We start from the raw sequence: 20895 nt of genomic DNA, 5'->3' as shown, positions 1-20895 counted from the left end.
TCGCGGGCTTGCCCGCTCCCACAGGTACTGCGCAGCCCTGAAGAGCAGGGCGGTCCCTGTGGGAGCGGGCAAGCCCGCGAAGAAGCCAGCGCCGATTTAGCTGTCGTAACCCAGGTTAGGCGCCAACCAGCGCTCGCTCACGCTCACATCCTGGCCCTTGCGCGCGCTGTAGCGTTCGATCTGGTCCTTGTCGACCTTGCCCACGGCAAAGTACTGCGCCTGCGGGTGGGCAAAGTACCAGCCGCTGACCGCCGCCGCCGGGAACATCGCGAAGTGGTCAGTAAGGAACACGCCGCTCGGCCCGGTCTCGCCGATGGCCGTGCCATCAAGCAGGCGGAACAGGGTTTCCTTCTCGGTGTGGTCCGGGCAGGCCGGGTAGCCAGGGGCCGGGCGAATACCGCGGTACTGCTCCTTGATCAGCGCCTCGTTGTCCAGGTGTTCGTCGCGGGCATAACCCCAGTGCTCTTTACGCACCTGCTCGTGCAGCCATTCGGCACAGGCCTCGGCCAGGCGGTCGGCCAGGGCCTTGACCATGATCGAGCTGTAGTCGTCGCCCTTGTCCTGGTAGGCCTTGGCCACTTCCTCGGCACCAATGCCGGCGGTGGTGATGAAGCCACCGACATAATCGGTGACGCCACTGGCCTTCGGCGCGACGAAATCGGCCAGCGACCAGTTGGGCTTGCCGTCCGGCTTGATGGTTTGCTGGCGCAGGTGGTGCAGGGTAGCCAGGGCCTGGCCGTCCTCGCCGTATACCTCGATATCGTCATCGGCCACCTGGTTGGCCGGCCAGAAGCCGAACACCGCGCGGGCGCTGATGAGTTTTTCGTCGATCAGCTTGTCGAGCATCTCGCGGGCATCCTTGTACAGCGCCGTGGCAGCCTCGCCGACCACTTCGTCGGTGAGGATGCGCGGGAACTTGCCGGCCAGGTCCCAGGAGATGAAGAACGGGGTCCAGTCGATGTACTCGGCCAGGGTGCGCAGGTCGATGTCTTCCAGCACCTTGACGCCGGTGAAGGAGGGCACCGCTGGCTGGTAGCCAGCCCAGTCGTACTGCGGCTTGGCGGCAATCGCCTGGGCATAGCTCAGGCGCTCGGTGCGGGCACTGCGGTTGGCGGTGCGCTCGCGTACTTCCTCGTATTCCTGGCGGGTCTTTTCGACGAAGCCGGCTTTCAGCTCCTTGGACAGCAACTGGGTGGCAACGCCCACCGCGCGCGAAGCGTCGGTGACGTAGACCACGGCGTCGTTGCTGTATTTGGGCTCGATCTTGACCGCCGTGTGTGCCTTGGAGGTGGTGGCACCGCCGATCATCAGTGGCAACTGGAAGCCCTGCCGCTGCATTTCGCGGGCAACGTGGACCATCTCGTCCAGCGACGGCGTGATAAGGCCGGACAGGCCGATGATGTCGCACTTCTCGTCGCGGGCGGTTTGCAGGATCTTCTCGGCCGGCACCATCACGCCAAGGTCGACGATGTCGTAGCCGTTGCAGCCCAGCACCACGCCGACGATGTTCTTGCCGATGTCGTGCACGTCACCTTTTACCGTGGCCATCAGGATCTTGCCCTTGGCTTCCGGCTTGTCGCCTTTCTCGGCTTCGATGAACGGGATCAGGTGTGCCACCGCCTGTTTCATAACGCGCGCCGACTTGACCACCTGGGGCAGGAACATCTTGCCCGCGCCGAACAGGTCGCCGACCACGTTCATGCCATTCATCAGCGGACCCTCGATTACCTCGATCGGGCGGGCGCACTGCTGACGGCACTCTTCGGTGTCCTCGACGATGAACGCGGTGATACCTTTGACCAGTGCGTGCTCCAGGCGTTTTTCCACCGGCAGCGAGCGCCATTCTTCGTTTTCCACTTCCCTGGTGGCGCCGCCGCCCTTGTAGTCGTCGGCAATCGCCAGCAGCGCGTCGGTACCGTGCGGGGTGCGGTTGAGCACCACGTCCTCGACCTTTTCACGCAGTGCTGCCGGGATCTCGTCGTAGATCTCCAGCTGGCCGGCGTTGACGATACCCATGGTCAGGCCGTTCTGGATCGCGTGGTAGAGGAATACCGAGTGGATCGCCTCACGCACCGGGTTGTTGCCACGGAACGAGAACGATACGTTGGACACACCGCCCGAACTCAGGGCGTAGGGCAGGTGGTCACGGATGTAGGCACAGGCCTCGATGAAGTCGACGGCGTAGTTGTTGTGCTCCTCGATGCCGGTGGCGACGGCGAAGATGTTCGGGTCAAAGATGATGTCTTCCGGCGGGAAGCCCACCTCATTGACCAGGATGTCGTAGCTGCGCTGGCAGATTTCCTTTTTGCGCGCGGCAGTGTCGGCCTGGCCGACCTCGTCGAAGGCCATCACCACCACTGCAGCGCCATAGCGCTTGCACAGGCGGGCGTGGTGCTTGAACTGCTCGACGCCTTCCTTCATGGAGATGGAGTTGACGATGCCCTTGCCCTGAATGCACTTCAGGCCGGCTTCGATGACGTCCCACTTGGACGAATCGATCATGATCGGCACGCGCGAGATGTCCGGCTCACCGGCGATCAGGTTGAGGAAACGCACCATGGCAGCCTGGGAGTCGAGCATCCCTTCGTCCATGTTGATGTCGATCACCTGGGCACCGGCCTCGACCTGCTGCAGGGCGACTTCCAGGGCTTCGGTGTAGTTCTCTTCACGGATCAGCCGGGCGAACTTGGCGGAACCGGTGATGTTGGTACGCTCGCCGACGTTGACGAACAGCGACTGGCGGTCGATGGTGAACGGCTCCAGGCCCGACAGGCGGCAAGCCTTGGCAATTTCCGGAATTTCTCGCGGCTTGTACTTGGCCACGGCCTCGGCAATGGCCTGGATGTGGCCCGGGGTGGTGCCGCAGCAGCCGCCGATGATGTTGAGGAAGCCGCTGGCGGCAAATTCCTCGACCACCACGGCCATTTCCGCCGGGGTTTCGTCGTATTCACCGAAGGCGTTCGGCAAGCCGGCGTTGGGGTGGGCCGAGACATGGGTGTCGGCCTTGGTCGCCAGCTCTTCCAGGTAGGGGCGCAGGTCCTTGGCGCCGAGTGCGCAGTTCAGGCCCACGGAAATCGGCTTGGCGTGGCGTACCGAGTTCCAGAACGCCTCGGTGGTCTGGCCCGACAGGGTACGGCCCGAGGCGTCGGTGATGGTGCCGGAGATCATGATCGGCAGTTCGATGCCGTCTTCCTCGAACACCTGCTGCACGGCGAAGATCGCCGCCTTGGCGTTGAGGGTATCGAAGATGGTCTCGATCAGCAGCAGGTCAGCGCCGCCTTCGATCAGGCCGCGGGTCGCCTCGATGTAATTCGTTACCAGTTCATCGAAGGTGACGTTGCGGTAGCCGGGGTCGTTGACGTCCGGGGAAATCGAGCAGGTGCGGCTGGTAGGGCCGAGCACGCCAGCGACGAAGCGTGGCTTGTGCGGGGTTTCCAGGGTCTTGGCATCGGCCACCTGGCGGGCGATGCGCGCACCCTCGACGTTCAGCTCGTAGACCAGCGATTCCATGCCATAGTCGGCCTGGGAAATCTGCGTGGCATTGAAGGTGTTGGTTTCGAGAATATCGGCACCGGCATCCAGGTAGGCCTTCTCGATGGCGGCGATCACGTCCGGGCGGCTGAGCAGCAACAGGTCGTTGTTACCCTTGACATCGCTTGGCCAATCGGCGAACCGCGTGCCACGATAGTCGTGTTCCTCGAGCCGGTAGCTTTGGATCATAGTACCCATGCCGCCGTCGAGGATCAGGATGCGCTCTTTGAGTGCGTTCTGGAGTGCTTGGAGACGAGCGCTGCGGTCGGACATAGGAACTACCTGGTCGGGCAAATTTCAGAAGGTGCAGAATCATAACAAAGCTGCGCGGTTTTTAGGCATATCGCCCATTTGCATGAAAATGGCTCATGTTGGGCGGGCGTCGAGCAGGGCACCCAAGGACGACCAGGCAACACATCGTGATGGCTTTCAATACCCAGGACTTTCCGCACATGGTGCATCGTATTCTTGCCGGCGTTTTCGCCCTGCTCCTCAGCAGTGTGGCGTTCGGGCAAGCCCCCCAGTCAAGCCCGGCTATTTCCTACACCCGGGACATTCAACCGATCTTCACCGAGAAATGCGTGGCTTGCCACGCCTGCAACGACGCCGCCTGCCAACTGAAGCTGGAAAGCCCTGAAGGCGCGGTGCGCGGGGCCACCAAGGTTCCGGTGTACCAGGGCGAGCGCAGCAAGGCAGTGCCCACCACGCGGCTGTTCTACGACGCCCACAGCGAGGGCGAGTGGCGCAAGAAGGGCTTCTACTCGGTGCTCGATAGCCAGGGCAGCCAGGCCGCGCTGATGGCGCGCATGCTCGAGCTGGGGCACAAGACCCCGCTCACGCCCAACGCCAAGCTGCCCGAGGAAATCGTCCTGGGCCTGAACCGCAACAACATGTGCCCGCTGCCGCATGAGTTCGATGCCTATGCCGGCGCCCACCCCAGGGAAGGCATGCCGCTGGCGGTTACCGGGCTGACCGACAAGGAATACGACACCATGCGCCGCTGGCTGGCCGCCGGTGCGCCGGTCGAGTACCAGCCGATCAAGCCGAGCGCGGCTGAAGCCAAGCAGATCGCCGACTGGGAAGAGCTGCTCAACCGCCCGGGTTCCACCGAAGCGCTGGTCGGCCGCTGGCTGTACGAGCACCTGTTCCTGGCGCACATCTACTTCGTCGGTGGCGAGCAGGGCCACTTCTTCCAGTGGGTACGTTCGCGCACGCCGAGCGGCCAGCCGGTCGACCTGATCGCCACGCGCCGCCCCAATGACCCGCCGGGCACCGACTTCTACTACCGGTTGATTCCGGTGCAGGGCGTGATCGTGCACAAGACGCACATCACCTACCCGATGGGGCCGCAGAAGCTCAAGCGGGTCAAGCAGCTGTTCTACGCCGGTGACTGGCATGCCACTGCGCTGCCAGGCTATGGCCCGCGCCACCGGGCCAACCCGTTCGAAACCTTCGAAGCGATCCCGGCAGTGGCGCGCTACCAGTTCATGCTGGATAACGCCGAGTACTTCGTGCGCACCTTCATCCGTGGCCCGGTATGCCGTGGGCAGATCGCCACCGACGTGATCCGCGACAACTTCTGGGCATTGTTCCAGGAACCGGCCCATGACCGCTACATCACCGATGCCGAGTACCGTGGCAAGGCCACGCCGTTGCTGGCCATGCCAGGGCAGATCGATGACGTGGGCAGCGTGCTGAGCCTGTGGCACGCCTACCGTGACAAGCGCAACGAGTACGAAAAACTGCGCCGCGAAGCCTATGCCGACATGCCGGCGCCGGGCTGGGCGACGCTGTGGGCCGGCAACGACAACGCGTTGCTGAGCATTTTCCGCCACTTCGACAGCGCCTCGGTCACCAAGGGCCTGATCGGTGACGTGCCGCTGACCGTGTGGCTGTTCGACTACCCGTTGTTCGAGCGCACCTATTACCAGCTTGCAGTCAACTTCGATGTGTTCGGCAACGTCTCGCACCAGTTGCAGACGCGCCTGTACTTCGACCTTATCCGCAACGGCGCCGAGATCAATTTCCTGCGCCTGATGCCGGCCGACCAGCGCCAGGCGATTCTCGGCGACTGGTACCAGAACAGCGGCAAGGTGAAGATGTGGATGGATTATGAAGACATCGACACCGATACCCCGAGCGGTATCCAGCTCGACGCTCGCGACCCGAAGCGTGACTTTGGCCTGAAGCTGTTGCAGCGCACCGGCAGCCTGAATGCCGCGCCTGACCCGATCAACCGCTGCCAGGGCGCATTCTGCTCACGGCCGCAGGAGAGTGAAGAGTTCCGCAATGCCGAGCAGTCGCTCAGCCGCCTGGTGTCGCGCCCGGCTGCCGGGTTGAAGGTGATCAACCAGCTGCCCGAGGCGACCATGCTGCGCATCGAAGGGCAGGGTGGCCAGCGCCAGGTGTACAGCCTGCTGCGCAACCGTGCGCACAGCAACGTGGCGTTCCTGCTGGGCGAGGCTTACCGCTACCAGCCGGGGCTGGATACCCTGACCCTGTATCCGGGCGTGCTCAGTAGCTACCCCAACTTCATCTTCAACATCCCGGCCAAGGATGTGCCGGAGTTCGTCGAGGACATGGAGTATGCGAAAGATGACCCGGCCAGGTTCGAGCGCATTGTCATGCGCTGGGGTGTGCGCCGCAGTCATCCAGAGTTCTGGCGCTACTTCCATGACCTGAACAGTTACATCAAGGAGACCGAGCCGGTCGAGGCGGGCGTGCTGGACATGAACCGCTACGAGAACCTCTGATCGGTCGGGCTGACCTTTCCGATTACCCTGCGGTCGGAATGGGTGGGTGGTCCGGGAGCTGCTGTGCAGCCCCATTCGCGGGCTTGCCCGCTCCCACAGGAATTGCAGTGCTTTCGGGCATGGCATGAGCCCTGTGGGAGCGGGCAAGCCCGCGAACGAGCGCGGTGCGCTCGCCGGGCCTCAATGCACCGGCAATTGCAGGGTACTCCATGCTGTATTCGCTTCAGGCACTGCGGGCGTTCGCCGCCTGGGTGGTGGTCTGCCACCATTTCATGCAGATCTTCTTCGACTTCCAAGCCTCGGGCCCCATCGGCCAATTGTTCACCGACCGCGGCGCCGCAGGCGTCGACATATTCTTCGTCATCAGCGGGCTGGTCATTTACCTGTCGACTTGCGACAAGGTCATCGAGCCCCGCCAGTTTTTGCTCAACCGGGCGTTGCGAATCGTCCCGGCCTACTGGTTCTATACGGCACTGATGGCAACCCTGCTGCTGGCCTGCAGCCAATGGATGCCGCACCAGGCATTCACATGGCATCACCTGCTGCTTTCACTGCTGTTCATCCCGGCGGAAAACCCCGGTGGCTATGGCTTGTACCCGACACTGAACGTAGGCTGGACGCTTAACTTCGAGATGTTCTTCTACCTGCTGTTCGGCGCTGCTTTCCTGGTGCGCCAACGTCATCACCAGCTGCTGGTCACCGCCGCGCTGCTGCTGGCGAGCGAGATACTGGGCCGGTTGGGCGTGCTCAGCCGCTTCTACAATAACGACATCATCTACGAGTTCCTGCTCGGCATCGGCTTGGGCGTGCTGCACCATCGCGGGCTGATCCACCAGGGCCGCTGGCTGCCATTGGCGTTGCTGGCGGTGGCAGGCCTTGCCATCTATCACCTGGACGCTTCCCGGCGCTTGCTGCACTGGGGCGTGCCGAGCGCAATGATCGTGCTGGCCTTCGTCGCACTGGAACCGGTGTTTCGCGGCAACCGGTTGCTCAAGGCGCTGGGCGACTGTTCGTATTCGGTGTACCTGGTCCATGTGCTGGTGCTGTACGCCGGCTGGTTCGCCAGCCAGCGCCTGCAATTGAACCCGTACCTGGTGTTCGCCCTGTGCGTGCCGTCCATTGGACTAATGTCGTGGTTCAGCTACCAGTGGCTGGAGCGCGGCCTGTACCGGCGCATGCAGGCCTGGCTGGCGGCGCCAAGAGGGCGGGCCCCTGAATATGCGCTTTCCCGAGTCAAATACTAGGACTTTGTTCGAAGGCCGGGTTGGCGTACACTTGGCCGCAAGTCTGTGAGGAACCTACATGAGCGCTATAACCATTACCGACGCCGCCCATGACTACCTGGCCGATCTGCTCTCCAAGCAGAATACGCCTGGCATCGGCATTCGCATTTTCATCACCCAACCGGGCACCCAGTACGCCGAAACCTGCATCGCCTACTGCAAGCCGGGCGAAGAGAAGCCTGACGACACCGCCGTGGGGCTGAAGAGCTTCACCGCTTACCTGGACGCAGTCAGCGTGCCGTTCCTGGAAGATGCACTGGTCGATTATGCCACCGACCGCATGGGTGGCCAGCTGACCATCAAGGCGCCGAATGCCAAGGTGCCGATGGTCAACGAAGACAGCCCGATCAACGAGCGCATCAACTACTACCTGCAGACCGAGATCAACCCCGGCCTGGCCAGCCACGGCGGCCAGGTGAGCCTGGTGGACGTGGTTGACGACGGCATTGCCGTGCTGCAGTTCGGTGGTGGTTGCCAGGGCTGTGGCCAGGCCGATGTAACCCTCAAGGAAGGCATCGAGCGCACCCTGCTCGAGCGTATTCCCGAGCTCAAGGGCGTGCGTGACGTGACTGATCACAGCCAGAAAGAGAACGCCTACTACTGAGGCTGACGCGCTCTGTCGTGTGTAGGAGCGGCCTTGCGTCGCGAAAGGGCTGCGGAGCAGCCCCGGGATATTTGCGGCGAAGCTGATATTGCCGGGGCCGCCGCGCGGCCCTTTCGCGACACAAGGCCGCTCCTACAGGGATCGCGTTGAACGTACTTCCTTAGCAACAAAGTGTTACTGTTTCAACCCCTGCGACAACAGGCCGCAGCCCGTATTCAAAGGGCTGCAGCCGGTCCTTGCCTTCGTCGGGTAGAACCCCTCGGGGTGTCGTGCCAGAATGCCCCGGTTTTTCGACCGGCCCGTCCCGAGGGCCGGCACCTTCCCTGTAAAGGATGGTTTCATGAATGATCTTTATACCCGGCGCGCAGTTGTCGCCGGGATGGGCGTTCTCGGGCTTGGCCTGCTGGCAGGCTGCAGCCCGGCCCGGGGGCTTGAGTTCAAGCACGGCAAGAACATGAGCAACGAGATCCTTGGGCGCAAGTTCAGCCTCAAGGACACCCAAGGCAATGTGCGCACCCTTTCGAGTTTCTACGGCAGCATGCCGATGATCTTCTTCGGCTTCACCCAGTGCCCGGCGGTGTGCCCGACCACTCTGGCGCGTGCGGCGCAAATCCGTCAGCTGCTGAAGGGCCGCGATCGCGACCTGTTCCAGGTGGTGCTGATCACCCTGGACCCGGAGCGTGATACCCCCGAAGTGCTCGATGCCTACGTCAAGGCGTTCGACCCGTCGTTCACCGCGCTGACCGGTACCCCCGAGGAAATCGCCGCGGTGGCCAAGGAATTCAAGGTGTTTTACGAGAAGGTACCGGCCGGCGATACCTATACCGTCTCTCACTCGTCCACCAGCTACGTCTACGATACGCGTGGCACCCTGCGCCTTAGCCTGGGCCATTCCCTGACTGCAAAGGAATGCGCCGAAGACCTGGTCACCCTGATGGAGATTTGCTGAATGTCGATGCAACCGATCAAACGCGGCTTGGCTGCCCTTGTGCTGATGGGGCTGGGGTTGCCGGCCCTGGCCCAGACGACGGTGAGTGATGCCTGGGTTCGTGCGACCGTGCCGCACCAGCAGTCCACTGGCGCCTTCATGACCTTGACTGCCAGCAGCGACAGCCAGCTGGTGGGCGTGGCGTCACCTGTGGCCAAGACCGTGCAGGTGCACGAGATGACCATGAACGGCGACGTTATGGGCATGCGTGAGGTCAAGGCGGTCGAGTTACCGGCCGGCAAGGCAGTGACCCTCGACCCGAATAGCCTGCATGTGATGCTGATGGGCCTGAACAATCAGGTGAAGGAAGGCGAGAAAGTACCACTGACCCTGACTATCGAAGATGCCAAGGGGGTCAAGGAAACCCTGGAAGTGCAGGCCGAAGTGCGTGCGCTCAACGCCGAAGCGGGCGCTGGGCATGATCACATGCACATGAAGCACTGATCAGGTTGAACCCTTTGGGGGCGCTTTGCGCCCCATCGCGACACAAGGCGCTCCTACAGGAGAACGCGTATCCCCTGTGCGAGCGGCCTTGTGTCGCGATGGGCTGCAAGGCAGCCCTCGGTTCAATCAGCTGCGAAACCTGGGCAGCGGCCTGTCGAGGGTCAGCGAGGTCAAGGTCTTGCGGACCTGCGCCTCATCAGCCTCCAGGGCCTTGAGACTTGCGCGGATCTTGCCGGCGGCGGGCACGTCGCCCTGCCGGTCGATCCAGTCGGCTATCTCCTTGCAGGCACTGCTCAGGCAGGCCTGGCGCTGGTTCATCAGCGACAGGAGGGTGGTGAGCTCTCTTTCGGACATGGCAGGATCCTCCATTCAGCCCTGTCAGTGTAGCAGAGGGCTGGCGCCGCACGGCTGTCATTGCAGCTGGGTAGAGGTAGCGGCAAATGGCTGCTTCTGAGGCGCTGCAATAACTCGTTACTTATAAACAACGTGTTTAAAGTCGGCTCCGTTGCGATGTATGCGGTATGCCATTTGGCGCTTGAAAGCGATGCGCTGAGGCGCTCTGTTTCGTAGGGTCGCACATTCAAAGATCTTCCCGCCTCATTAAGTGTACTTGTAGGAATGTTCTTGGGTCTGGTTCGAACCACGCCTCAGGCTGTGGCGCTGTTACAACCTGGATGTTGAGAGTGATGCTCGATTAGCCTTAGGTTGTAGTTGCCCAAGCGATACAAGGGAAATTCCAAATAGTCTGAAAAGAAGTTAGCACATGAAAGGAAACTGGCTTTCGAGCGGCTTGATGTGCCTGGGTGAGATATCACCGAGTATGAGTTGATTTATGCCACTGGCTGAGGAAAGCATGAGGTATGCAAGCGCTGAGTCTTAACTACGGAACGCGATCGCTGGCGTTTGGCTATGGATTTTCCAAATGTGGTGAATTTGCCTTTGAAGCTGCGTTTGCTGTGGCAATCGTGTCCCTCACCGATGCTGATCTGCTTCTGATTGGCATTGCCTATTTTTTTCGTTACTTGCCAAGTGTCGTGTTTTCGCCCTTGGGTGGGTGGTTGGCGGACAATACCGACAAAAAGAAAACCCTGTTGGCAGTCGAGGCTGCCAAAGGCCTTTTGGCGCTTGCCTTCTTTGCCTTGTTCGGCCTGTTTAAACCGGTATTACCCCTATTGGTTGGTCTTGCGATGGTCATGACGGCGCTCGAATGCCTCTATGCGCCGACATTTCGCGCGTACTTCCCGGAAATTGTCGCAAGGGAGCAGTTGGCCTCAGTCAATAGCGGTGTCCAGGTGATCGAGGATGCGGCCTCGATTATCGGTCCGCTGGTTTTTTCGGCCTGCGTGATACTGCTTTCTCGCGAAGCAACGTTCTTGTTTTTTGCGACGTGTCTGGTGCTGTCGGCCATTTCCATCCTTACCCTGGGGCCTGGCAGGCAAAGTGCCACGCAGGCCTTTGATGGGCGTGCCATCGTCCGCGATGCTGCGCGCAGTGTAAGCCAGCTAAGGGCCAGCAATGCGCCGTTGTTTGCCGTTATTGGTTGCACCACGGTCTGCGCGATGTTTGCGACGTCAGTGATTCGCTTCATCCTTCCGGCTTCGGTACTGGAGCATTTCATATCCGAAGCAGCGGTGGGTTACGTATTCTCATTGCTTGCATCCGGCACCGTTCTGGGGGGCGTGCTCTACACACGCTTCAATCCGCGCACAACCGCACGGTTGGTGCTGCGTTACTGGCTGCTATACGGCGCATTGTTTTTGGCCGCAGCAGTGGCGCTGCAGTTCAACAGCTGGCTGTTTCTGTCGGTTTTGTTCCTGGTCGGCTTCATCGGTGCATTTGTTGATATCGCTATCGTGACCAACATTCAGTGTTTGTCCAGTGAGCATGAAGTGGGCAGGAACTTTTCCCTTTACTACTTCACGGCCGTCATTGGTGATGCAGTTTCAGGTCTGGTTGCCAGTCTGGTGTTTGTGCTGGCGGGGCCGGCAACCTTCCTCTGGATGACGTCGATGCTGTTTATCGCGCCTGTGCGCTGGAACCTGAAAGGGAATGCGGATGACACCGACAATCGTATATAGCGTGGCGCTCGATGTTGACGCATGGGACTGCGTTGCCGAGGCCTGGAGGGCTATGAAGGGAAGCCCGAAGGTGTCCAGTCCTTGGAGGTGGTGGTTGGCACGGTCGAATGAACACATGCTTGCCGATAGGCCCCCGGCGACACACCGTATGCCTGCTTGAACTGCCTGCTCAAATGGCTCTGGTCGGCAAAGCCCAGGTCGAACGCTACCTCCGACGCCACCAGGCCGCTCTTCAGCATTTCCCGTGCGCGGGCCAGCCGGCGCTGCTTTAGCCAGGCATGCGGCGGCAGGCCGGTGGCCTGGCGGAACACCCGGGCGAAGTGGAACGGCGACAGGTTGACCGCAGCCGCCAGTGCTTCGAGCGAGGGCGGGTCGGCCAGCTGGCTTTCCAGCAGCTCACGGGCGCGGGCCACCGCCAGCGGTTCGTGGCCGGGGGCGGCAGGTTCGGCGCATTGCCCGTGCCGTTGCACCAGGGCCAGCACCGCCTGGCGCCAGGCGGTCTGCTGCTGCAGGGCACTGGCGCCGGCTTCGGACAGCTGGTGCAACTGGCTGAAGGCAAGCGCCAGGGCCGGGTCGTGGATCACGCTGTCCTTGAAGCTGGGCATGCCGTGGCGGCCCAGTTCCAGTTCGTCGAGCACCCCGGTTACCCGTTCATGTTCCGGGTAGAACCCGCGGTAGCGCCAGCCCGCTTCGTGGGCGGTGGCACCGGTGTGCAGCTCGTCGGGGTTGATCAGCACCATGCTGCCGACCGGCGCCAGGTGCTCGCTGCCGCGATGCCAGAAGCGCTGTGCGCCCGACTCGATCACGGTGAATACATAGCCTTCATGCACATGCGGGGCGAAGCGCTGCTGGAAATAGCGCGCGTGCAACATCTCGACGTCGCCCAGTGCCGGCGCCTGCCAGAGGTGTGTCTGCTCGCGCTGGGGCGGGCTCATGCCAGCCAGCTGCGCAGAAGGAAGAAGATCAACATGCTTATCAGCATGCTCAGCAACACGCTGCGGGTCAACAGCACCAGGGCGATGGCTACCAGCGAACCCAGCAGGTAGGGGTTGAGCAGGCTCAGGTTCAGTTGGTGCTCGGGCATGAAGATGATCGGGCCGCAGATCGCGGTAAGCATCCCCGGTACCGCAAAGCCGAGGAACTGCCGGGCGTTCGAGCTCAGGCGCAAGGGCAGGCGGGGCTCCAGGAACGCATAGCGGTTGAGGAATACGATGGCACCCATGGCGAAAATCAGGATCCAGGTCATGCGCGGGCTCCGGCGAACTTCTGGCAGATGAAACCGGCGCTCATACCCAGCAGGCCTGCGGCCACCAGGGCGGTTTCCCAGTGCCAGTGGCTGAACAGCACCGAACAGAACAGCGACACGGCTACGCACAACCCTGTGGCCAGGTTGCGCACCAGTGGGGCAATCAGCGCGACGAAGGTGGCGACGATGGAAAAGTCCAGGCCGAACTGGTCCAGGTGCGGAATGTTCTGGCCCAGCAGGATGCCGGCCAGGGTGAACAGGTTCCAGGCGACATAGAAGGTCAGGCCCACCCCCAGGGCGTACCAGCGGTTGAACTGCTGCTGGTCGTACTGGCTGGTGAGGGCGAAGAACTCGTCGGTCAGCAGGAAGCCCAGGCCCAGGCGCCAGCGCAGCGGCTGGCTGGACAGTACCGGGCGCATCGACAGGCCGTACAACAGGTGCTGCGAGGTCAGCAGCAGGGTGGTCAGCAGGATCGATGCCAGGTTGGCGCCGCCCTTGAGCATGCCGATGGCCACCAGTTGCGCGGCACCGGCGAAGACAATGGCCGACAGCCCTTGCCCTTCCCAGGCGCTGAGACTGGCCTCGATGGCCATGGAACCGGCCAGCAGGCCCCAGGGGGCGACGGCCAGGGACAACGGGAGAATGGCGATGGCGCCGTGGAGGAAGGCTTGGCGGGCGATGTGGGGCATGGTGGCTGCAGTGCGTGGACGTGGCAGGCCAGCATGCCAGACGGGGCGGGGGATGGCTTGAACGATCTTGCTGGTCTCGATCTTGTGGGAGCGGGTTCCCCCGAAGAAGACATCGCGGTGGATGGCACGGGCTTGGCCCGTGTTCGCGGGCAAGCCCGCTCCCACAGTGATCGCGCCAGCTTTTAGAAATTGAGCAAGACAGCTGCTCCCAGGGGTTCGCGACGGCTGATGGTCAGGGACGGCTGGTCAGGTGCTGCTGCGCCGTCACGCAGCCGTTGGTGTCCACGGCCTTCTGCAGCAGGCTCTGGCGGTGCTGCGGGTCCAGGTCGCCGAGCAGGCGGTACACCTCGGCCTGGTAGTCACGCTGGCGCCCCCATTGCATTTCCAGGCCTTGTGGCCGGCTGCGGTTGCAGGCCAGGCGCGTCGCCGGTTGCGGGTAGTACGGGGCATATACGGTGGCCATGCTGGGGATGGCCTCCAGCGCAGAACGGTACTCGTTGCTGACGTTATAGGGCGGGCACCAGGTGGCGATGGCCGGCGCCGGTGCGGCAAAGCCCTGCTTGAGGCTGGCTTCGAGCAATGGGCAGGCGGCATCCGGGATTTGCGCGGCCGGCAGGTAGGTCATGTAGTACAGTGCCAGGCGGTACTGTGCGACCGGGTGGCCCAGTTCCACCGACTTTTTCAGCAGGGCGACCGCGGTCGGCAGGGTATGGGCCATGGCCTGGCCCTGGCGGCTGAGTTCCGGGTCGCCGCCCACGGCGGTGCGCAGCGTACTGGCGCCGTCATCCTGGTTATCGGCCTGTTCCAGCAGGGGCAATGCCTGCCGGTAGAGCAGGTCGGCATGAGGGTCGATGCGCACTTCCAGCGCATGCGCCGCCAGTGGCATCAGGGCGATCAGCAGTGGGGGCAAGCGAAGCATGCGGTTCACAGGCAAGCCCCACGGGATGCGAGGTACTGATGGACGGCTTCGATGTTCATGGCGGTCAAGCGTGCGCCTCTGGCAGATCGGAACGACGGCCTATTCTAGCCACCCAAGGGGCCTGCCGGAAGACCACCCGGCAACTGTCAGACGAGCTTGATCGGCGTGACCTTGCGCTGGGCATGTTTTTCCTGGGCCAGGCCAAGCTTGGCGGTAATGACCTTGGCCAAGGCATTGTTGCCCAGATCGTTCAGGTGCAGGCGGTCGATGAACAGGTCAGCCCCGAACACCGGCGAGCTGCTGAGCATGCAGTTCATGTCGTAGCAGGGGACCGGGTCGGCCTGGCTCTTGATGCGGCGGAAAAAGGCCGAGTGCAACTGGCTGTCGAATGCGCCGTCCAGCAGACGGTCGAAGTTCGCCGGTTGCCGCTGCAGCGCGTCGAGCATGGCCTGCTCGCCAGCGGGCAGGCTATCCCGACACCAAGGCAGCAATGGCTGCAGGATGAAGGTGAGAGTGGAGTAGCTGTTTGCCAGCAGGCGATCCCATTGGCGCAAGGTCCGGCCAATGTTGTCGGCGGCACGGGCCAGGCGCTTTTCCGGGGGCGACAGCGTCCAGGTGGCAGGCATTGCGACCGGAGATGTGGCCAAGGCCTGGCCGATACGCTGCCATAGCGATTGCCGGCGCGGCGCCGCCGTGGCTTGTATGCCTTCGCTGAAACTGGTGAGAAAGTTTTGGTAGGCCTTGGCATGCTGCGGGCCATTCAGGCTGGCGAGCACTTCGCAGAGGGCTTCATGGGCCAGGCTGTTGAGGCCGCTGAGTACCACCACGTGGCCGAGCTGGCCAAGGCGGTGCTGATGGGTGAGAAACATCAGCAGCTCCTGGCTGGCATTGAGCCCACAGCCGGCCAGGCTCAGCCAGACTTCGCCGGTAAGCATCGACAGGTGTGAGGCCACCGTGTGTTCGTCGGAACTGGCACCGATGCCCAGGGCAGTGGAGCCGCCAACCAGCAGGTTGATGCGCGCTGCACTACCGCGTTCGGCCACCGAAAAGCGCTTGCCGGCACAGTGGCTGTAGCGCAGGCCCAGGGCATCGGTGTTGATGGTGCCGGAGCGGTAGCCGGTTTCGTGTACATGCACGGTGTGCGGTGCACGTTGGCTGCCCAGCAGCAGAAAGCGCTGGTAGTCCTGTTGCAACGGCGAAGGCGACGGGCTCGTGTCACGCGTGGTCATGGTCTCTCCTTCCTGTCGCCGCTGGCACTTTGCATCGCGTTCAGGCCGCCAGTTCCTTGAGGTTGTACAGCAGGCCACCGGCGGCGATCAGCAGCAGGGCGACCCCCGAGGCCAGGCTGATCATGCGGTTGCTACGCTGAGAGGCGATCTTGCCGATGGCGAAGATGTAGAGGCTGAGCACGGCAAAGTCGATGGCTACCCACAGCAGCGACAGCACCACCATGCTTTTGCCGAACGACTCGGTGATCTGGATGAACTGCGGGAAGAAGGCAATGAAGAAAATGATGTCCTTCGGGTTGGAAATACCCACCATGAAACCTTGCAGCAGCCCGCCGCGGCCCGGCTTGGCGAGCTCGCCCGGCGCCTCGGCGGCAGGCGCCTGCAGGGCGTCGCGCAGCGTGCCGACGGCGATGTAGCCGATGAACAGGCAACCCAGCAGGCTCATGGTGCTGAGCCAGGCCTTGTCGATGGCGGCGCTGGTGAGGATGATCCAGGCCGCCGCGCCGATCAGCACCAGCGATGCCCAGTTGGTGCCGACAGCGGTGAACATGGCCTTGCGTGAGCCGGAGGCAGCCGCGGTATTGACGATCAGTGCCACCACCGGGCCGGGTGTGGCAATCAGTAGCAGGACGGTAAGGGCATAGGTGGCAGTGAGTGCGGTATTCACGGTCAGTTCTCGATCAATATGTCGGGTGTTGCCGGGTGTGCGGCATGGGCGTGGAACGGGCAGCGGGACGGGTTGAGCGAGCCTGCTTCCTGCAGTTGGTACTGCTTCCACTCGTAGTTGTCGGCTTCGCCGAAGAAGCCAAGGGTGTCGGGCATGATGCCGTCGTTGTAATGGTGCACGCGCTCGCGGATGCGCTCACGAATACGTTTGCCGCTTTCGGTGTTGGCGTTGGCTACTTCGTCGAAGTTCGCCCGCGGGTTGATGACGAAGGTTATGTGTGGTCCCAGGTTGCGGCTTTTCATCTGCTGGTGGCCAGGGAAGTTCATGTTTATGAACAACGGCATGCCGGCAAAGCAGAACGACCAGGCGTTGTCGTCGGGATCGGTCGGGATGCTCTGCGGCCAGGGCTGCGGGTCGCGCGCGTGCACGCCACGCAACACTTTCCAGGCCAGCGCCTGTTGCTCGGCCAATGTGTAGTCGGCAGCGGTTTCGAGAAACACCACCAGCGGGCTGCCGATACGCTGTTTGGGTGGGACAGGTGCGACGGTGCGCACGTAGTCGGCCAGGCCCATGGCGATGTCATCGGCCAGCTGCCCGGCGCGGGCGAAGAGGATGTGGCAGGTTGCACCGTTTACCGCCTTGCGGCCGAACAGGCAGGGGAACTCGGGGTTGGCGAGAATACTGCGAAAATGTTCTACGGCTTTGAAGGTCCAATGTTGCGTGTTGCGGACATGTTCAGCGGCCAGCTCTAGCGCATCCAGGCGATAGCAAGTTCCATAACCCGTCGACATGATTTCCCCAGGCGTAAATTTGATGAACGTTCCAGACACATGCAGGCAGGATCTTGGTTATGTTTGTTATTTACCTGCATTTTCCAAGACGTACTTGACGTTGTAAAACGCGTGGAACTATGACCTACTATTAGTCTTATTCATGCTCAGGGCGTCGCCATGTCGGAACGGATTCAGGCTTTGCACGCGCTGCGTGCCTTCGAGGTGGCCTCTCGCTATGGCTCGTTTACCCGCGCCGCGGAAGAATTGGCCCTGACCCAGGGCGCTGTCAGCCACCACATCAAGACCCTCGAAGCCATGTTCGGCTGCGACCTGTTCGAACGTCGCGGGCCGAAACTGGCCCTGACCGAGCATGGTCGCCTGCTGGCGCAGGAGCTGAAGGTTGGTTTCAAGATCATCGAGAATGCTTGCGCCCTGCTGCGCCAGGATCGCTACGGCCTGCGCTTGAAGGCGCCGTCCACGCTCACCGTGCGCTGGCTGCTGCGGGCGCTGGACGGGTTCAAGAAGATCGAGGACAACTGCAGCGTGCAACTGTCCAGCGTGTGGATGGACATCGACAGTGTGGACTTCTATTCCGAACCCTACGACTGTGCAATCCTCCTGGCCAACGGGCGCTTTCCCGCCGATATCGAGAGTTTCAAGCTGTTCGATGAGTGGCTGATCCCGGTGTGCCACCCCGACTACATGGCCCAGGCACAACCGGATCTGGCCGACCTGGCCCAGTGCGAGTTCCTGCACCCGTCTCCCGACCGGCGTGACTGGCGGCGCTGGCTGGCTCGCATGGACGCACTGGACATCAGTATCGACCACGGGCAAGTGTTCGATACCCTCGACCAGGGCATCTCGGCCGCACAGCAAGGCTTGGGTATTTCGGTGGTCGACCTGGTGCTGGCCAGTGCCGACCTGGCGGCCGGCCGCCTGGTCACGCCGTTCAAGCATGCGGTGGCTACCGGTGACGGCTACTACATGACCTGGCTCAAGGCCAGCCCCAAGGCGCGGCAGATGCACAAGCTGCGCGAATTCCTGCTTGGCCAGGTGCCGCCGCTGGCCTGCAAGGACATCAACTACCTGTACGGTTGAACACGCGTTCCAGCATGCGGCCGGCCACCGGCAAGCGACCGGCGCTGTAAATGTTGCGACAAACACCGGTTGGCCCCAACAAAACGCGCTGCGACGGTGCATCGGCGGTAGAATCGCCGCAATCAGCACAACAAACGATTCAGAGGTCGACGCGGTGGAGTTGCAGCAGGGCTTTGTCCTGACCCGACACTGGCATGACACGCCCGAAGGCACCTGCGTGGAATTCTGGCTGGCCACCGACCAGGGGCCACGGCAGTTGCGCCTGGCGCCACAGGTATCGGTGGCATTCATCCCTCAGGCGCAGGAAGCGCACGCACGGGTGCTGCTGGCCAACGAACCCGCTGTCGAGCTGCGGCCACTGCAACTGAAGGACTTTGACCAACGCCCGATGCTGGGCCTTTACTGCCGTCAGCACCGGCAACTGATGCAACTGGAGCAACGTCTGCGTGCGGCTGGTATCGAGGTGTTCGAGGCCGATATCCGCCCGCCCGAGCGCTACCTGATGGAGCGCTTCATCACCGCCCCGGTGCAGTTCACCGGCCAACCGGATGCCCAAGGCGTGTTCTGCGAGGCCCAGCTCAAGCCAGTGTCGGGTTATCGCCCGCCGCTGCGCCTGGTGTCGCTGGACATCGAGACCAGCGAGCGGGGCGAGCTGTACAGCATTGCCCTGGAAGGCTGTGGCCAGCGCCAGGTATATATGCTCGGCCCGGCAAACGGCACGGCTGACTGCCTGGACTTCCACTTGCACTACTGCACCGACCGTGCCGAGATGCTGGCCTGCCTCAACCAGTGGATGGCCACGCATGACCCGGACGCAATCATCGGCTGGAACCTGGTCCAGTTCGACCTGCGCCTGTTGCATGAACACGCCAGGCTGCTGCAGGTACCGCTGGCACTTGGGCGCAATGGCGCGCCGATGACCTTGCGCAGCCATGCCGGTGGTGGCCATGTATTCGCCGATGCCCCGGGGCGGCTGCTGATCGACGGCATCGAGGCACTGCGCTCGGCGACCTGGAGCTTCCCTTCGTTCAGCCTCGAAAGTGTCGCCCAGACCCTGCTCGGTGAAGGCAAGGCCATCGACACGCCGTACCAGCGCATGGACGAAATCAACCGCCGCTTCGCCGAGGACAAACCGGCGTTGGCGCGCTACAACCTCAAGGATTGCGAGCTGGTGACGCGCATTTTCGCCCATACCCGCCTGCTCGAATTCCTGTTGGAGCGTTCATCGGTCACCGGCCTTGCCGTGGACCGCAGTGGAGGCTCGGTGGCCGCGTTCTGCCACTTGTACATTCCGCAGATGCACCGCCTGGGCTTCGTCGCGCCGAATCTCGGCAGCCGCCCTGACGAGGCCAGCCCCGGTGGCTTCGTCATGGATTCGCGCCCGGGCCTTTACGACTCGGTGCTGGTGCTGGACTACAAGAGCCTGTACCCGTCGATCATTCGTACCTTCCTGATCGACCCGGTGGGGCTGGTCGAAGGTTTGCGCCTGCCCGACGATGAACATTCGGTGGCAGGCTTCCGCGGTGCGCGTTTCTCCCGTAGCGAGCATTGCCTGCCAGCCATCGTCGAGCGGGTATGGCAGGGCCGGGAAGCGGCCAAGCGCGAGGGCAACGCGCCGCTTTCGCAGGCGCTGAAGATCATCATGAATGCCTTCTACGGCGTGTTGGGTTCGAGCGGCTGCCGCTTCTTCGACCCGCGCCTGGCTTCGTCGATCACCATGCGCGGCCACCAGATCATGCGCCAGACCCGCGCGCTGATCGAGGCCAGGGGCTATGAGGTGATCTACGGCGATACCGACTCCACGTTCGTCTGGCTCAAGGGCGCCCACGGCGAAGAGGCTGCAGCACGCATCGGCCGCGAGCTGGTAACCCAGGTCAACCAGTGGTGGCGCGAACACCTGCGCGAGCAGATGAACCTGGAAAGCGCGCTGGAGCTGCAGTTCGAGGTGCATTACCGGCGCTTCCTGATGCCCACCATCCGCGGCACGGACGAAGGCAGCAAGAAGCGCTACGCCGGGCTGGTGCAGCGGGCCGATGGCAGCGAGCAGATGGTCTACAAGGGCCTGGAGTCGGTGCGTACCGACTGGTCGCCTCTGGCCCGGCAGTTCCAGCAAGAGCTGTACGGGCGGATATTCCGTGGCCAGCCATACCGTGACTACGTGCGCGACTATGTGCGGCAGACGCTTGCCGGTGAGCTGGACGAGTTGCTGGTGTACCGCAAGCGCCTGCGTCGGCCACTGGCCGACTATCAACGCAATGTGCCGCCGCACGTGCGCGCGGCCCGGCTGGCCGATGACTACAACCACCACCTTGGCCGCCCGATGCAATACCAGCGTGGCGGCTGGATCAGCTATCTGATCACCGTGGCAGGCCCTGAACCTCTGGAAAACCTGCAAGCGCCGGTGGACTACGAGCATTACCTGACGCGGCAGTTGCAACCGGTGGCCGATGCCATCCTGCCTTTCGTTGGCGACAGTTTCGAAGGTTTGACCGGCCAGCAGCTGGCGCTGTTCTGAAGAGGTGGTACCTATCTAGCCTATCGCTTGGCAAGCCTGCGTCTAGTGTCGGGCCTTTGGATCAGCCCGAGGCGCAAC

Annotated in this window: 17 protein-coding genes; 8 read left to right on the top strand and 9 right to left on the bottom strand. The window is 62.6% G+C overall.

Annotated features, from left to right (window positions below; genetic code table 11):
* Positions 1-96: 96 nt before the first annotated feature.
* On the bottom strand, positions 97-3804 hold the full coding sequence (gene metH, locus CAF70_RS10205; RefSeq protein ID WP_085624595.1) for a methionine synthase: 3708 nt from the start codon (positions 3802-3804) through the stop codon (positions 97-99).
* A 179-nt stretch (positions 3805-3983) separates the two neighbouring features.
* Here metH and CAF70_RS10195 point away from each other — a divergent pair, with 179 nt between their 5' ends.
* The 5 genes from CAF70_RS10195 (at position 3984) to CAF70_RS10175 (ending at position 9603) form a co-directional block, all read left to right on the top strand.
* A complete protein-coding gene (locus CAF70_RS10195; RefSeq protein WP_085624591.1) occupies positions 3984-6284 on the top strand; it encodes a fatty acid cis/trans isomerase in 2301 nt (766 codons plus the stop codon).
* 209 nt (positions 6285-6493) lie between these two features.
* On the top strand, positions 6494-7528 hold the full coding sequence (locus CAF70_RS10190) for an acyltransferase (protein WP_085624588.1): 1035 nt from the start codon (positions 6494-6496) through the stop codon (positions 7526-7528).
* A 58-nt stretch (positions 7529-7586) separates the two neighbouring features.
* Complete coding sequence (gene nfuA, locus CAF70_RS10185) at positions 7587-8171, top strand: Fe-S biogenesis protein NfuA (RefSeq protein WP_003250416.1); 585 nt, start codon at positions 7587-7589, stop codon at positions 8169-8171.
* A 340-nt stretch (positions 8172-8511) separates the two neighbouring features.
* Positions 8512-9120 carry an SCO family protein gene (locus CAF70_RS10180; RefSeq protein ID WP_085624586.1) on the top strand — a complete coding sequence of 203 codons (609 nt, stop codon included), beginning with the start codon at positions 8512-8514 and terminating at the stop codon, positions 9118-9120.
* Positions 9121-9603 carry a copper chaperone PCu(A)C gene (locus CAF70_RS10175; protein WP_085624583.1) on the top strand — a complete coding sequence of 161 codons (483 nt, stop codon included), beginning with the start codon at positions 9121-9123 and terminating at the stop codon, positions 9601-9603.
* A gap of 126 nt (positions 9604-9729) precedes the next feature.
* Here the strand turns inward: CAF70_RS10175 and CAF70_RS10170 are convergent, their stop codons facing one another.
* Positions 9730-9957: a hypothetical protein gene (locus CAF70_RS10170; protein WP_003250422.1), complete on the bottom strand. Its 228-nt coding sequence runs from the start codon at positions 9955-9957 to the stop codon at positions 9730-9732.
* A gap of 506 nt (positions 9958-10463) precedes the next feature.
* Here CAF70_RS10170 and CAF70_RS10165 point away from each other — a divergent pair.
* Positions 10464-11681, top strand: a complete 1218-nt coding sequence (locus CAF70_RS10165; RefSeq protein ID WP_085624581.1) for an MFS transporter — start codon at positions 10464-10466, stop codon at positions 11679-11681.
* A gap of 50 nt (positions 11682-11731) precedes the next feature.
* Here the strand turns inward: CAF70_RS10165 and CAF70_RS10160 are convergent, their stop codons facing one another.
* The 7 genes from CAF70_RS10160 to CAF70_RS10130 all read right to left on the bottom strand — a co-directional run bounded on the left by CAF70_RS10160 (position 11732) and on the right by CAF70_RS10130 (position 17222).
* Positions 11732-12616: an AraC family transcriptional regulator gene (locus tag CAF70_RS10160; protein ID WP_085624579.1), complete on the bottom strand. Its 885-nt coding sequence runs from the start codon at positions 12614-12616 to the stop codon at positions 11732-11734.
* The gene (locus CAF70_RS10155) at positions 12613-12927 is read right to left on the bottom strand and encodes an AzlD domain-containing protein (RefSeq protein ID WP_085624578.1); all 315 of its coding nucleotides are present in this window, start codon (positions 12925-12927) and stop codon (positions 12613-12615) included. Before CAF70_RS10155 ends, CAF70_RS10160 begins: the two co-directional genes overlap by 4 nt.
* Complete coding sequence (locus tag CAF70_RS10150; protein WP_085624755.1) at positions 12924-13616, bottom strand: AzlC family ABC transporter permease; 693 nt, start codon at positions 13614-13616, stop codon at positions 12924-12926. The genes CAF70_RS10155 and CAF70_RS10150 overlap by 4 nt, the downstream gene beginning before the upstream one ends.
* Positions 13617-13848: 232 nt before the next feature.
* Positions 13849-14535 carry a sel1 repeat family protein gene (locus CAF70_RS10145; protein WP_371915945.1) on the bottom strand — a complete coding sequence of 229 codons (687 nt, stop codon included), beginning with the start codon at positions 14533-14535 and terminating at the stop codon, positions 13849-13851.
* Positions 14536-14681: 146 nt separating this feature from the next.
* Positions 14682-15764 carry a hypothetical protein gene (locus tag CAF70_RS10140; RefSeq protein ID WP_085624574.1) on the bottom strand — a complete coding sequence of 361 codons (1083 nt, stop codon included), beginning with the start codon at positions 15762-15764 and terminating at the stop codon, positions 14682-14684.
* A 40-nt stretch (positions 15765-15804) separates the two neighbouring features.
* Positions 15805-16431, bottom strand: a complete 627-nt coding sequence (locus CAF70_RS10135) for a LysE family translocator (protein WP_085624572.1) — start codon at positions 16429-16431, stop codon at positions 15805-15807.
* 2 nt (positions 16432-16433) lie between these two features.
* Entirely contained in the window at positions 16434-17222 is a 789-nt protein-coding gene (locus CAF70_RS10130; RefSeq protein ID WP_085624570.1) for a YqcI/YcgG family protein, read from the bottom strand.
* A 159-nt stretch (positions 17223-17381) separates the two neighbouring features.
* On the opposite strand from CAF70_RS10130, the gene CAF70_RS10125 reads away from it, so the two are divergent.
* Positions 17382-18302 (top strand): LysR substrate-binding domain-containing protein, encoded by a 921-nt coding sequence (locus CAF70_RS10125; protein WP_085624568.1) that lies wholly within the window; start codon positions 17382-17384, stop codon positions 18300-18302.
* Between the two features lie 154 nt (positions 18303-18456).
* Positions 18457-20817 (top strand): DNA polymerase II, encoded by a 2361-nt coding sequence (locus tag CAF70_RS10120; protein WP_085624566.1) that lies wholly within the window; start codon positions 18457-18459, stop codon positions 20815-20817.
* Positions 20818-20895 lie beyond the last annotated feature (78 nt).

This window comes from Pseudomonas sp. B19(2017), assembly GCF_002113165.1.
GTDB lineage: Bacteria > Pseudomonadota > Gammaproteobacteria > Pseudomonadales > Pseudomonadaceae > Aquipseudomonas.
This window is presented reverse-complemented; position numbering and strand designations above follow the sequence as displayed.

What these genes read in the sequence shown, in the direction of transcription:
- metH (WP_085624595.1), bottom strand. Translation starts at nt 3,804, where the DNA reads ATGTCCGACCGCAGCGCTCGTCTCCAAGCACTCCAGAACGCACTCAAA.
- CAF70_RS10195 (WP_085624591.1), top strand. Translation starts at nt 3,984, where the DNA reads ATGGTGCATCGTATTCTTGCCGGCGTTTTCGCCCTGCTCCTCAGCAGT.
- CAF70_RS10190 (WP_085624588.1), top strand. Translation starts at nt 6,494, where the DNA reads ATGCTGTATTCGCTTCAGGCACTGCGGGCGTTCGCCGCCTGGGTGGTG.
- nfuA (WP_003250416.1), top strand. Translation starts at nt 7,587, where the DNA reads ATGAGCGCTATAACCATTACCGACGCCGCCCATGACTACCTGGCCGAT.
- CAF70_RS10180 (WP_085624586.1), top strand. Translation starts at nt 8,512, where the DNA reads ATGAATGATCTTTATACCCGGCGCGCAGTTGTCGCCGGGATGGGCGTT.
- CAF70_RS10175 (WP_085624583.1), top strand. Translation starts at nt 9,121, where the DNA reads ATGTCGATGCAACCGATCAAACGCGGCTTGGCTGCCCTTGTGCTGATG.
- CAF70_RS10170 (WP_003250422.1), bottom strand. Translation starts at nt 9,957, where the DNA reads ATGTCCGAAAGAGAGCTCACCACCCTCCTGTCGCTGATGAACCAGCGC.
- CAF70_RS10165 (WP_085624581.1), top strand. Translation starts at nt 10,464, where the DNA reads ATGCAAGCGCTGAGTCTTAACTACGGAACGCGATCGCTGGCGTTTGGC.
- CAF70_RS10160 (WP_085624579.1), bottom strand. Translation starts at nt 12,616, where the DNA reads ATGAGCCCGCCCCAGCGCGAGCAGACACACCTCTGGCAGGCGCCGGCA.
- CAF70_RS10155 (WP_085624578.1), bottom strand. Translation starts at nt 12,927, where the DNA reads ATGACCTGGATCCTGATTTTCGCCATGGGTGCCATCGTATTCCTCAAC.
- CAF70_RS10150 (WP_085624755.1), bottom strand. Translation starts at nt 13,616, where the DNA reads ATGCCCCACATCGCCCGCCAAGCCTTCCTCCACGGCGCCATCGCCATT.
- CAF70_RS10145 (WP_371915945.1), bottom strand. Translation starts at nt 14,535, where the DNA reads ATGCTTCGCTTGCCCCCACTGCTGATCGCCCTGATGCCACTGGCGGCG.
- CAF70_RS10140 (WP_085624574.1), bottom strand. Translation starts at nt 15,764, where the DNA reads ATGACCACGCGTGACACGAGCCCGTCGCCTTCGCCGTTGCAACAGGAC.
- CAF70_RS10130 (WP_085624570.1), bottom strand. Translation starts at nt 17,222, where the DNA reads ATGTCGACGGGTTATGGAACTTGCTATCGCCTGGATGCGCTAGAGCTG.
- CAF70_RS10125 (WP_085624568.1), top strand. Translation starts at nt 17,382, where the DNA reads ATGTCGGAACGGATTCAGGCTTTGCACGCGCTGCGTGCCTTCGAGGTG.